Consider the following 12,451-nt stretch of genomic DNA (forward strand, 5'->3'; position numbering starts at 1 on the left):
TCAATCCCCTTTTACAGAGTGTTGTAATACATGAAGCAATTGCAGCGCGTGTTGAAAGTCCAGTGCATTGACCGCCTGATGGATGGCTTCGAAGTTACTGCGCAGCGCGTCCGGTATCTGCGTGCTCAGGGTTTGCACCGACTCGAGGGCGTTCAGGTTGCCCTCTTGTAGTTGCACGTTAAGCGCTTGCAGTGCTTGCGTCCACTGCACGTCCGTAGTGGTTGTCGTCGTGGCCTGTTCAAGTGTGGCGGTGGAGGTGGCGAACATCGCCTGCAGGTGCTCGCAATTTTCACGCAGTTGCTGGCGCAGTACATCCAGCCAGATGCTGTTCGCAAGCAACGGGCGGGCGTCCTTGGCGACCTGTTTTTCCAGTTCGGCGAAGCGTGCCGAGAGTTGCCGTGCGCCCATGGTTCCGGCGCTGCCCTTGAGGGTGTGCAGGCTTCTGAGTATGGCGTTGGTGTCACCTTGTTGCAGATGCGTTTGCAACTGATCCAGTTGCTGCTGCAGATCGGCAGGAAAGATCTCCAGCATCGAGCGCAGCAGTGCCAGGTTGCCACCGAAACGCTTGAGAATGGCGGTCTGATCCTCGAGCGGTTCGTCCGCTGCTGCGGTGGCTGCTTCTGTGTAACCCAGACCGCACCATTGACGAATTACCGCGACCAGCTTTTCGATGTCGATCGGTTTGCCGACATGGTCGTTCATGCCTGCCGCCAGGCACTGGTCACGGTCGGCATGGGAGGCGTTGGCGGTCATGGCGATGATCGGTTGCGTCTTGTGCGCCGGGTGCTGACGGAGGCGTCGTGTGGCCTCCAGGCCGTCGATATCCGGCATCTGGATGTCCATCAGAATGGCGTCGAAGGGCGGCTGCGTGGTTTGCGCCAGTTTGACGCCTTCCAGGCCGCCTTCGGCCAGGCTGACCTCGGCGCCTTCGCCGGCCAGCAGCTCGCGGGCGACCTGGCGGTTGAGGGCATTGTCCTCGACCACCAGCAGGCGCAGCCCCAGCAGGCGCTGCCCCAGTTTGTAGCCCGGTACCGGCGCCTCGCCGCTGTCGCCATGGCGTGCCTGAAGGATGCAGGCCACCAGTTGCCGTGGGGTGACGGGTTTGGTGAGGAAGCCGGCGAATGGCGCGTCGGCTTCGCCATAACGGTCGGCCAGCACTTCGCGGCCATGGGCGGTGATCATGATCACCGTTGGCGGCGGCTGATGCGGTCTGGCGCTTTCGCGCATGCGCTGCGCGACTTCCAGCCCGTCCATCTCGGGCATGCGCCAGTCCAGCAGGACGATATCAAAGGGGGGCTCTGCCTGCTGTACGCGCAGCAGGGCGTCGTCGCCGCTGTCAGCGGTCTCGGCCTGCCAGCCCAGATCGAGGATGGTCTGCTGCAGCAATTGCCGCGCGACCAGATTGTCATCGACGATCAATACGCGCAGATGCTGAGGTTCATCGCGCGTATGCACCAGCAGATCGGCGCCATCGCCGATGCCCAGCTCGATGTCGAACCAGAAGCGACTGCCGACGCCGAGCTGGCTCTCCACGTGCAGCGTGCCGCCCATCAATTCCACCAGGCGCTTGCAGATCACCAGGCCCAGCCCGGTACCGCCGTAGCGCCGGGTGGTGGACGCTTCCGCCTGGGTGAAGCCGTCGAAGATGCGTTGCAACTGATGTTCGCTGATGCCAATGCCCGTATCGCTTACCGCCACGCGCAGCCTGACGTGCTCGGCCGTGCGCTGCAGGCGGTGCAGGCTGACCACCACCTGACCACTGTGGGTGAACTTGAGGGCGTTGCCGGCCAGGTTGATCAGTACCTGCTGCAGGCGCAGGCTGTCGCCCTGCAGTACGGCGGGCAGGAGGGTGTCGACGTCGAACATGACCTCGATGTCCTTGTCGCCCTGGTTGCCCGCCAGTACCACGGCCAGGTCGCGCAGCATGGGCTCCAGCTCGAAATCATGCAGATCCAGTTGCAGCTTGCCGGCCTCGATCTTCGAGTAATCGAGAATGTCGTTGAGCAGGCCGAGCAGGGAATGCGCGGCGCCCTGCGCCTTGAGCACGTAGTCGAGCTGGCGCGCATTGAGTTCGGTGGCCTGTACCAGTTGCAGCATGCCCAGCACCGCATTCATCGGCGTACGGATTTCGTGGCTCATGTTCGCCAGGAAGGCGCTCTTGGCGGCGCTGGCGGCGTCGGCCTGCTCCTTGGCATGGCGCAGGCTGGCTTCGAGTTGCAGTTGCGCGGTGATGTCGCGGTTGATCCCGGTGATCTTCACCGGTATGCCCTGCAGGTCGCGCTCGACGTGGGCGCCAGGCTGGATGTACAGCACCTGCCCATCGGGTCTGACGATACGGAATACGCGGTCGAAGGTTGCCTTGCCAGCCACCACGTCGCGGAGATTCGCCTCGGTGGCCGGCCGGTCGTCAGGGTGAATACGATCGCGCCAGAAGCGATACTCCAGCCCCTGTTCACGCAGTTCGAGCGGATAGTCGTACAGCTCGAACATCCGCTCGTTCCACTGCAGGCGATTGTCTGCCGGTGTCCACGACCAGATACCCAGTTCCGCGACCCGTGCCGCCATCGACACCTGGTCATGGGCGGCCAGGGCTTCGCGGCGCAGGCGTACTTCCTTGGACAGATCGAGGGCGATGCCCAGGTAGCCGACGAGACTCCCTGCCGCATCGCGCATGGCGGTGACCAGCAAGGTGACCGAGAGGTACGAGCCATCCTTGCGCACGTAAGTCCATTCGCGGCTTTCCGCACCTTCCAGCTCCGGCTTGTGCACGAATACGCGGAATCCTTCGATGGGCTGAGCGTACTCCTGGCTGAGCTCTTCGCTGCGCGCACGAGCCTCCTCAGGAAGGTGGAAGAGCGCTGGTGTCTGCACGCCTACGACCTCCTTCGCGTCATACCCCAGCAGGCGTTCGGCGCCCCGGTTGAACACGCGAATAACGCCTTCGAGATCGGTGGCGATGATCGACACTTCGGAGGCTGATTGCAGGACGGTGTTGAGCAGCACGTTGACTTCATGCAGCTCCTGGGTGCGCGCGCTGACCTGTTCTTCGAGGTTGGCATTGAGTTCGAGGATGCGGGCTTCGGCGGCTTTTTGCGCGGAGATGTCGCGCACGGTCTTGGACAGGCCGACCAGTGCGCCACTGCCGTCGAACAGGGGGGATACCGAGATGGATACGTCCAGCAGGCGGCCGTCCTTGCGCAGACGTTGCGTATCGATATTGTCTACGGGTTGGCGCCTGACGATGCGCTGCAGGATCGCGCGCTCTTCATCGGCCAGGTGTTCCGGTATGGTCAGACCGAGCAGCGGATGGCCGATGGTCTCTGCTGCGCTATAGCCCAGGATACGTTCGGCGCCGCGGTTCCAGCTCAGCACGGTACCGTCGAGGTTAAGGCCAACGATGCCATCGCTGGAGCTTTCCACGATGGCGGCTGAGCGGGCCTGTTCGGCAAGGATCTGGCGATGGCGCTGGCGGCTGATCAGAATCATGCCCATCAGCGCGGCCAGCAGCAGGCTGAGCAGGCTTCCGATCAGGGCGATCAGGCCTGGGGAGAGCAGGTTCAACTGCTCAATGAACGCTGGCTGAGCATGCAGTTCGATCTGCCAGAGTCGTCCGTATATCTGCCGTGACAGTGCGAAGCTGGCGATCTCCTCGCCGGGCGCCTTATCGGGGTGCTGGCCGAAGAAGCCCAGAGGCTGCTCGGGGTCGGTTATATCGCTCAGTTGCAGGTGCAGGCCTTCGCGGTCGAGTGTCAGGCCCTGCAAGACCTCCGCAGTGAGCAACGGGGCGTAGCTCCAGCCAATCCCCTGTGCCATGCGCGCTGCGAGGGTGTCGGGCGTGACCGAGTCTCGGTAGATAGGCAGCAGGATCAGGAAGGATTGCAGCGGGCTGCCTGTCGCCTGAACCAGCGTAATCGGCCCGGTGATACGCACTTCGCCACTGGCCATGGCCGCCAAGGCTGCACTGCGGCGGTTGTCTTCCGAGGCGATGTCGAGCCCCACGGCCTGGCGGTTGCTCTCTACCGGCTCGATGTACTGGATGACGAAGCGCTCGCCGTCATGCGGTGCCAGTTGGCGAATCTGGAAATCCGGCATGCCGTCGGCGCGGGCCAGGGCGACAAAGCTATCCTGTTCCTCCGCCGGCACCCGGCGAATGAAGCCGAAGCCACGGGCACCGGGAAATTCCTGGGCGACATCGCGCGTCTTGCTGTAGCTGAGAAACCCCTTGCGGGTAATGCCGTGCTCGCCGCTGGCCAACACGGCGCCCCGTGCGCCGCGCAAACCGTACTGGTAGAGCTCGATGCGTTTGGTCACCGCGTAGGCAGCGCGCTCCGTGGCATCGACCAGAGCGCTGTGGATTCGCTGTTGGTTGCTCTGTTGCAATACGCCGGTCACCAGGGCCGTGGCGGCCATACCGGCGGTGAAGGTGAGCAGGATGATCAGCCGCACCGTGGTCGATTCCTTGGGCTCATTGTTGTTCCCATACCGCTGTCAGGCCCATACAGGCGCACAGTTGTTCGAAAGGCATGGGGCGACAGTAGTGGAAGCCTTGCATCAACTCGCAGCCCAGGGCAAGCAGCCGCTCAGACTGTTCCAGGTTCTCCACCCCTTCGGCCACCAGTTCCAGACCGAGGGCTTGGCCCATGTGCACGATGGCTTCGATGATCGCCGCGTCACTGTGGTCGGTGAGCATGTCACGGACGAAGCTCTGATCGATCTTCAACACGTCTATCGGCAATTTCTTGAGGTAGGAGAGGCTCGAGTAACCGGTGCCGAAGTCGTCGATGGCGATGCGCACCCCCATCTGCTTGAGCGCCTCCAGTATGCTGCGCGCCTGGTCGATATCCCGCGCCAGCACGCCTTCGGTGATTTCCAGCTCCAGCAGTTCGGGCGGCAGCCCGGTTTCGCAGAGCACTTCCTTGATCATGTCGAGAAAGGACTCCTCGCGAAATTGCACCACCGAGATGTTAACCCCCACGCACAGGCGTTTGCCCCGGTCGAGTAGCGTCCTGGCGTCGCTGCAGGCCTGATACAGCACCTGCTTGCCGATCGGCACGATCAAACCGGTTTCCTCGGCCAGCGGGATGAAGGCTGCCGGTGAAACCAGTTCACCTTCGTCGCGGCGCCAGCGGATCAATGCCTCCATGCCGCAGCTGTGCTCGTGGCGCACGTCGAAGCGCAATTGGTAGAACACCTCGAATACACCGGATTCCAGCGCGCTGCGCATGTGGCTTTCCAGCAGGTGGCGGGCGCGGGCGTTGCTTTCGATGCTCTGGGAGAAGAAACGGTAGCGATTGCGGCCTTCCTGCTTGGCCTGGTACATCGCCGCATCGGCCTGGCGATAGAGCGCTTCGAGGTCTTCACCATCATCGGGGTACACGCTGATGCCGATGCAGGCGGAAAGGTCGAAGCGGTGGCCGTCGATGTTCATCGGCAGGGCGATGATCTGCAACAGACGTTCCACGTAGTCACTGATGGTTTCCGAGCGCTGAATATCGGTCACCAGGATCACGAATTCGTCACCGCCCTGGCGACTGACGGTATCCACGTTGCGTGAGGTGTCGTTCAGGCGCCGACCGACTTCCTTGAGGATCAGGTCACCGGTGGAATGGCCCAGGGAATCATTGATGCCCTTGAAGTTGTCCAGGTCGAGCAGCAGCAGGGCGAGGCGGGCGCTGCTGCGCCGGGCCTTCTGCAGCATCTGCTCGGCCCGGTCACGTAGCAGCATGCGGTTGGGCAGGCCGGTCAGCGCATCGAAATAGGCCAGGCGCTTGGCCTCGGCCCGCAGGTTGAGGTGTGCCCGCACATGCGCGCGTGCCACCGGTATGCTCAGTGGCTTCTGGATGAAATCGATGCCACCCAGATCCAGTGCCAGAACCTCGTTCTCCGTCTGCGTATGTGCGGTGACGAAGAGGATCGCTGCATCGCACAGTTTGGCGTCGGCCTTGATCAGGCGGCACAACTCGAAACCGCTCATGCCGGGCATCTCGATGTCCAGCAACACCACGTCTGGCCTGCAGAAGCGTGCTACTTCCAAAGCCATGCGGCCGTCATTGGCGACATGCACCTGCGCCAGTTCGCCGACGGCTTCCTGCAAAATTCTGACGTCAGTGGGCTGATCGTCGACGATCAGGATCACAGGTGTGGGATCGAATCGGTTTTCGGCCATTACGGTACTCCGGAAATCCTCTTTCCTGAGGGTGAGACTAGCCCAGCTTCGGCAATGCGCTCGGCGTCTCGAGTACCTTTGTAGCAACGCGCCGATTGGCGGTTGCCGGGGCAGACATTGGCAGGCTGTTGCCGTTTGTGTGCAAACGGCAACAGCCTGTGCATCATCCTTGCGGTTGGCTTTCTTCCAGCGCCCTGCGGTAGGCATCGGCTTCTTCCTGGGAGCGGAAGATACCGACCAGCTCACCGTTCTGAATCACATCCCAGACCTCGATACCCATGGCACGGGCCTCATGGGAAAGATGTTCGCTGTCACGCTCATGCACGATCACGTTCATGCTTGTCTCCTCGAATAACGGGTGCGGCGAGATGTCGCACCTGGTTTATACGCTTCGTTAGCAAGCTAATTGAACCGCGCATTCGAGAAAGGACTGTTGCAACGATGCAACGAGCGAAACGGCAATCGCGTTGTCGTCGTGGCCTGGCAGCGGCTGCGGAAGATCAACGCGCGTTGCGTCTGGCCATCCAGCTGCGGTAGCGGCGGGTGCTCAGCAGATCGGCCAGTTGCTGCACCAGCAGTGCCCAGGCGGGTGATACTTCGGGTGTGCTCTGACGGCCCTGGCTGAGTCTGCGCAGTTGGTACTTGACCACCGCCATGTTCGCCAGCGAGGCCAGCACCTTGTTGTTCCAGGTGATCGGTGGCAGCTGTGGGGCGTTGCCGAGGCCGAATTGCCAGTCACGCGGCAGGTTCGGGTCGATGGCCAGAGCGGTGCCAATGCCGACCAGCTCGATGCCGCTATCGAGCACCTGCTGCGCCACCGGTGCACGGCGGATGCCGCCGGTGACCATGATCGGCATGCTCGCCACCGCGCGAATCTCGCGGGCGAACTCCAGGAAGTAGGCTTCACGCGCCAGGGTACGGCCGTCACGGGCCTGGCCCTGCATGGCTGGCGCCTCGTAACTGCCGCCGGAGAGTTCCACCAGATCCACGCCCAAGCCGTCGAGCAGGCGCACCACCTGCTGCGCGTCCTCAGCGCTGAAGCCGCCGCGCTGGAAGTCTGCCGAGTTCAGCTTCACTGCCACGGCGAAGCTCGGCGACACCACCGCGCGCACCGCTTTGACGATCTCCAGCAGCAGGCGCGCGCGGTTCTCCAGCGTGCCGCCCCACTGATCGCTGCGCTGATTACTCAGCGGTGAAAGGAACTGGCTGAGCAGGTAGCCATGCGCAGCGTGGATCTGCACACCATTGAAACCTGCGCGTTCGGCAAGCTGTGCCGTGTGGGCGAAGCGCCGGATCACTTCGGCGATCATCGTTTCGGTCATCGCCAGCGGCGTGGCGAAACGCTTGGACAGGTTGCCCAGCTCCAGCGCTACGGCCGACGGTGCCCAGGTCTGCTGGCCCAGGTTGGCTTGCATCTGCCGGCCCGGATGGTTGATCTGCAGCCAGAATTGCGCGCCCTTGGCGCGGCCGACACGGGCCCAGCGCTCGAAGCGGGCCAGTTGTGCGTCGTCTTCCAGCACCACACCGCCAGGCCCGGTCATGGCGCGGCTGTCGACCATCACGTTGCCGCTGATCAACAGACCCGCGCCACCCTCGGTCCAGGCCTGGTAGAGGCGTAACAGGCGCTCGGACGGCGCATGGTCGGCGTCGGCCATGTTCTCTTCCATGGCCGCCTTGGCGATACGGTTGGCAAGGGTCGAGCCGCTGGGCAGGACAAGGGGATCGAACAGGTTCATCGGCGCCTCCTCGGCTTAGGGTGAGGCGACCTTAACGTTGAAGTTCACTTTAATGTCAATGACTGTTCACGTGACTCGCTCAGGCCTTCACGCCCCGCACGTCGCGGCGTATCGCCTGGGGTGGGATGCCGAAGCCGCGAATGAACACCTCGCGCATATGGCGGCGATCGCGAAAGCCGGTTTCCTTGGCGATCACATCCAGCGAATGACGACTCTGTTCGATCATCACCCGCGCGGCTTCCAGGCGCAGGCGTTCGATGGCCTTGGCCGGGGATTGCCCGGTCTCAGCGGTGAACACACGGGTGAACTGGCGTGGGCTGAGGTGCACGGCTTCGGCCAGTTCCTCGACGCTGAGCGGCTTGTGCAGGTTCTGCCGGGCGTAGTTCAGCGCGTTCTGGATACGGTCGGATTTCGGCGCAAGGGTGAGCATCTCCGAGTGTTGCGACTGTCCGCCCGAGCGGCGCTGGTGCATGACCAGTTTGTGCGCCACCGAGCGCGCCACGTCAGGGCCGAGATCCTTTTCCACCATGCCGAGTGCCAGATCCAGGCCAGCGGTCATGCCGGCAGACGTCCATACGTTGCCATCGATGATGAAGATGCGATCGTCCTCGACGCTGATCTGCGGATACAGCCTTTGCAGGGCGGCGCCGTAGGCCCAGTGGGTGGTCGCGCGGCGGCCATCGAGCAGGCCGGCCTGGGCCAGCACGAAGCCGCCGGTGCAGATGCCGGCGACGCGGCGCGCCTGCTGCCCGGCCTGGTGCACGAAGGCCAGGGCGGCCTCGCTCGGCGGCGTTTCCAGTGGCTTGTTGACCCCGGCGATCATCCAGGTGTCGGCCAGGCCGGGGTTGTTCAGCACGCGGGTTTCGATGCCCAGGCCTAGGGACGAGCGCACGATGCCACCAACGACGGAGAAGAATTCGATGGAATAGAAGGGCGTCTCGGCGACGACGTTGGCGTACTCGAAGACGGTCTGGGTGGCCAGCGACAACACCTGGAAGTCGTCGGAGAGCAGGTAGCCGATTCTGTGCATGGTCGTGTCTCGCATCAGGCATGTCCTAAAACATGACTGTATACGTCATTTAGGTCTTTGCCCATCCTCGCCATGATGTGTCCCAAGCCCACCGCACTTGGAGACACATCATGAACACCGCATCGAAAGGCACCGCACTTGTCACTGGCGCATCCTCGGGTATCGGCGCCCTGTATGCCGAGCGCCTGGCCCAGCGCGGCTACGACCTGATCCTGGTCGCCCGCAACCGTGAACGCCTCAACGACCTGGCCCGCCGCATCACCGACGATACCCAGCGCGTGGTCGAGGTGCTGCAGGCCGACCTGGGCGACGCCGCCAGCCTGGCTACCGTCGAGGCCAAACTCAAGCAGGACGCGAGCATTACCCTGCTGGTCAACAACGCCGGCATCGGCACCCACACGCCGCTGCTCGACAGCGATGTGGGCCTGATGACGCGGATGATCGACCTCAACGTGACCGCGCTGATGCGCCTGAGCTACGCGGCCATCCCCGGCTTCGTCGAGCGCGGCAACGGCGCCATCATCAACATCTCGTCCATCGTCAGCATCGCCCCGGAAGTGCTAAACGGCGTGTACGGCGGCAGCAAGGCCTTCGTCACCGCCTTCAGCCAGTCGCTGCACCACGAGCTGGCCGACAAGGGCGTGCGTATCCAGGCCGTACTGCCGGGCGCCACCGCCACCGAGTTCTGGGACAACGGCGGCCTGCCGCTGGAACACCTCGACCCGGCCATCGTGATGCCGGCCAGTGCCCTGGTCGACGCCGCGCTGATCGACTTCGATCACGGCGAACTGATCTCCATTCCCTCGTTGCACGATGCCAGCCAGTGGCAGGCCTACGAGGCGGCGCGCAAGGCCATGTTCAACCAGCTTTCCAGCAACCAACCGGCGCCGCGCTACAGCGTCCAGCGTTGATCGACCCCGCATGACAGGAGCAGCACCATGAAACTCAGCGGCAATACCATCTTCATCACCGGCGGCACCTCGGGCATCGGTCGCGGCCTGGCCGAAGCCTTCCATCAACGCGGCAACAAGGTGATCATCGCCGGCCGCCGCCAGGCGCTACTCGACGAGATCGCCCGCGCCAACCCCGGCATCGACACCGTGGTGCTGGACATCAACGATGCGCAGCAGATCAAGCAGGTGGCGCAGCAGGTGATCGAACGTCACCCGGCTCTCAACGTGGTGATCAACAACGCCGGCATCATGCCCTTCGACGATGCCGCCTCGGGCGAGCTTGACGACGCGCAGGCGGTCGGCCTGGTGACCACCAACCTGCTCGGTCCGGTGCGAGTCAGCGCGGCCTTCGTCGAGCACCTCAAGCGCCAGCCGGACGCCACGATCATCAACAACAGCTCGGTGCTGGCGTTTATCCCGATTGCGGTGACCGCGCTGTACTCGGCGACCAAGGCGGCCATTCACTCCTACAGCCTGTCGCAGCGCTTCATGCTGCGTGACACCAGCGTCAAGGTGCTGGAGATCGCGCCGCCATGGGTCGACACCGACCTGATCCACAAGAGCGGCGACCCGCGTGCCATGCCGCTGGATGCCTTCATCGCCGAGACTCTGGCCAAGCTGGAGACGGCGACCACCGAGGTGATCGTCGACGGCATCACGGCACTGCGTGCCAATGTCGGGCCGAACGAGCACGCGCTGGTGAATCAGTTCAACCAGTCGATCATCGACAACCCCATCCCCGTTGCCTGACTCCGGCGCCCGACCTCATCACGAGGTCGGGCGTTCTCGTGCCCCTCTGGAGAGCCTCATGTACAGCCCTATTGCTGCACCGGATCGCCTCGCCCTGCGCCTGCTCAGCCTGGCCTATTTCGTCCAGGCGGTCGGCGCCCTGTCGGTGGTCGGCAGCCTGGAGGCGATCTCCACCGCCTGGGCCTTGAGCAGCGCCCAGAGCGCCCTGTTGATCACCGTGTTCGGCATCACCTTCGCGCTCGCCGCACCGCTGTTGCAGATGACCTTGGGCCATTTGCGGCGCCGCTCGCAGGTGCTGCTGGGGTTGTCGATGTTCAGCGGTGCAGCGCTGTTGTTCGCCGCTGCCCCGGATTACCGGACTCTGCTGCTGTCTCGGGTGCTGATGGGATTGGGGGCGGGCTTCATCGGCCCGGTGCTCGGCGCTCTGGGTTCGAACCTGGTGACGCGCGAGCAGCAGGGCAGCGCCATTGCCATCGTGCTGCTCGGGCTGAGTGTCGCGGGGCTGGCCGGCATGCCGATCAGCGCCTGGATCGCGCATGAGTTCGGAGCGCGCAGCCTGTTCTTCGGGGTCGGTGCCAGTGGTCTGCTCATTGCGGTGATGATTCTGGCGTGGGTGCCAGATCGTGTGGCGGGCCAGCGTGTCGCGCCGAATGAGGTCATGATGTTGCTGACCCGTGCCACTTCGCTGAGCGCGTTTCTGGTGGTGTTCTTCGTCACCACGGGCGTGTTCACCACCTATGCCTTTCTGGCGCCGATCATCGGCAACGATTTCCACGGCAGCGCCGGCGACATCACCCTGGCGCTGACCGTGTTGGGTGTGGCCGGCGTCCTGGGCAATCTGCTGGTCACGCGCCTGGCGCTGCGGGTCAGTGCCGAGCGTTTGTTGCTGATCGGCATCGGCCTGCTGGCGCTGGATCTGCTGGGCCTTGCCGCCATGCCAAGGCTGTTCGGCGGGCTGTTGCTGGCCCTGGTGATCTGGGCGCTGGCCACCGATATCGTCTGGCCGTCGCAGCAGCGGCGTATCGTCGAGCTGATGCCCGAGCAACGCGGCATCGCCCTGGCCATGACCGCGTCGTTCATGTTCGCCGGCATTGGCACCGGCTCGGCTGTCGCTGGGTGGCTTTATCCCCTCGTCGGCTTCATCGGCTTGTTGCTGGCCTCGCTGCTGTTTCTGTTGCTGGCTTTCGTCAGCCTGCGTTTTTCCGAGTGGCATGCCCGTATGCAGGTGACTGCAGCGGGGCTGAGCTGATCAGCGGCTGGCCTGCGCCCTCTGCTGAGCGGCCTGGCGCAGCCTGGCCAGGCGCTCACGCGTCGTCTCATCCGCACCTGGGCCGACGACCAGGCCGAGATCTTTCAGTGCGAGTGGCTCGCCATTGATGTCGGTCAGTTGAATCGGGGCCAGTGGCGCTCCGGTCTTGCGGTTGACGGGGATCAGCGGAGCGCCCTCGGCCAGCGGGTTCCACGTATCTCCCCACTGCAGCATGGCGATGATGATCACGTGCAGCGCTCGGCCTTTCTCGGTCAGTGCGTATTCGGTGCCGCTGCCAACGGTGTGTTTCACCACGATGCCGTAGTCCTGCAGCAACTTGAGGCGCTTGGACAGGATGCCCTTGGATATCTCCAGGTTGCGCTGGAACTCATCGAACTTGTTCGTCCCCCAGAACAGTTCACGCACGATCATCAGGTTCCACCAGTCGCCCAGGACATCTACCGAGCGTGCCACCGAACAGTTGCGATCTTCGAAGGTAACTCGTTCCACGTGCGGGTCTCCGGTTGGGGGCAGTTTGTAGCTACCGACAAGAAAGTGGTTGACAGG

The 12,451-nt window shown here is 63.6% G+C and carries 9 protein-coding genes; 3 read left to right on the forward strand and 6 right to left on the reverse strand.

Annotation, left to right across the window (positions count from 1 at the left end; genetic code table 11):
- The 5 genes from VC352_RS21770 to VC352_RS21790 all read right to left on the reverse strand — a co-directional run bounded on the left by VC352_RS21770 (position 1) and on the right by VC352_RS21790 (position 8,932).
- Entirely contained in the window at positions 1 to 4,410 is a 4,410-nt protein-coding gene (locus VC352_RS21770) for a CHASE domain-containing protein (RefSeq protein WP_416340226.1), read from the reverse strand.
- A 55-nt stretch (positions 4,411 to 4,465) separates the two neighbouring features.
- Positions 4,466 to 6,166 carry a putative bifunctional diguanylate cyclase/phosphodiesterase gene (locus VC352_RS21775; RefSeq protein WP_322981594.1) on the reverse strand — a complete coding sequence of 567 codons (1,701 nt, stop codon included), beginning with the start codon at positions 6,164 to 6,166 and terminating at the stop codon, positions 4,466 to 4,468.
- Between the two features lie 163 nt (positions 6,167 to 6,329).
- Positions 6,330 to 6,503, reverse strand: a complete 174-nt coding sequence (locus VC352_RS21780; protein WP_322981595.1) for a hypothetical protein — start codon at positions 6,501 to 6,503, stop codon at positions 6,330 to 6,332.
- Between the two features lie 163 nt (positions 6,504 to 6,666).
- Positions 6,667 to 7,902 (reverse strand): NADH:flavin oxidoreductase/NADH oxidase family protein, encoded by a 1,236-nt coding sequence (locus tag VC352_RS21785; RefSeq protein WP_322981596.1) that lies wholly within the window; start codon positions 7,900 to 7,902, stop codon positions 6,667 to 6,669.
- 79 nt (positions 7,903 to 7,981) lie between these two features.
- On the reverse strand, positions 7,982 to 8,932 hold the full coding sequence (locus VC352_RS21790) for a GlxA family transcriptional regulator (RefSeq protein WP_322981597.1): 951 nt from the start codon (positions 8,930 to 8,932) through the stop codon (positions 7,982 to 7,984).
- A 110-nt stretch (positions 8,933 to 9,042) separates the two neighbouring features.
- Here VC352_RS21790 and VC352_RS21795 point away from each other — a divergent pair, with 110 nt between their 5' ends.
- Genes VC352_RS21795 through VC352_RS21805 form a run of 3 tightly spaced genes read left to right on the forward strand, consistent with a single transcriptional unit; the run spans position 9,043 to position 11,884 of the window.
- Positions 9,043 to 9,843, forward strand: coding sequence for an SDR family oxidoreductase (locus tag VC352_RS21795; RefSeq protein ID WP_322981598.1), 801 nt, complete (start codon positions 9,043 to 9,045; stop codon positions 9,841 to 9,843).
- Positions 9,844 to 9,870: 27 nt separating this feature from the next.
- The gene (locus VC352_RS21800) at positions 9,871 to 10,635 is read left to right on the forward strand and encodes an SDR family oxidoreductase (RefSeq protein ID WP_322981599.1); all 765 of its coding nucleotides are present in this window, start codon (positions 9,871 to 9,873) and stop codon (positions 10,633 to 10,635) included.
- 58 nt (positions 10,636 to 10,693) lie between these two features.
- Positions 10,694 to 11,884, forward strand: a complete 1,191-nt coding sequence (locus VC352_RS21805) for an MFS transporter (protein WP_322981600.1) — start codon at positions 10,694 to 10,696, stop codon at positions 11,882 to 11,884.
- Here the strand turns inward: VC352_RS21805 and VC352_RS21810 are convergent, their stop codons facing one another.
- Positions 11,885 to 12,394 carry a helix-turn-helix domain-containing protein gene (locus VC352_RS21810; protein ID WP_322981601.1) on the reverse strand — a complete coding sequence of 170 codons (510 nt, stop codon included), beginning with the start codon at positions 12,392 to 12,394 and terminating at the stop codon, positions 11,885 to 11,887.
- Between the last annotated feature and the right edge of the window lie 57 nt (positions 12,395 to 12,451).

Source organism: Pseudomonas sp. C11, assembly GCF_034683865.1.
Classification (GTDB): Bacteria; Pseudomonadota; Gammaproteobacteria; order Pseudomonadales; family Pseudomonadaceae; genus Aquipseudomonas.

Excerpts from the sequence above, each read along its gene's own strand:
- VC352_RS21770 (WP_416340226.1), bottom strand. The coding sequence starts at position 4,410 with ATGGCCGCCACGGCCCTGGTGACCGGCGTATTGCAACAGAGCAACCAA.
- VC352_RS21775 (WP_322981594.1), bottom strand. The coding sequence starts at position 6,166 with ATGGCCGAAAACCGATTCGATCCCACACCTGTGATCCTGATCGTCGAC.
- VC352_RS21780 (WP_322981595.1), bottom strand. The coding sequence starts at position 6,503 with ATGAACGTGATCGTGCATGAGCGTGACAGCGAACATCTTTCCCATGAG.
- VC352_RS21785 (WP_322981596.1), bottom strand. The coding sequence starts at position 7,902 with ATGAACCTGTTCGATCCCCTTGTCCTGCCCAGCGGCTCGACCCTTGCC.
- VC352_RS21790 (WP_322981597.1), bottom strand. The coding sequence starts at position 8,932 with ATGCACAGAATCGGCTACCTGCTCTCCGACGACTTCCAGGTGTTGTCG.
- VC352_RS21795 (WP_322981598.1), top strand. The coding sequence starts at position 9,043 with ATGAACACCGCATCGAAAGGCACCGCACTTGTCACTGGCGCATCCTCG.
- VC352_RS21800 (WP_322981599.1), top strand. The coding sequence starts at position 9,871 with ATGAAACTCAGCGGCAATACCATCTTCATCACCGGCGGCACCTCGGGC.
- VC352_RS21805 (WP_322981600.1), top strand. The coding sequence starts at position 10,694 with ATGTACAGCCCTATTGCTGCACCGGATCGCCTCGCCCTGCGCCTGCTC.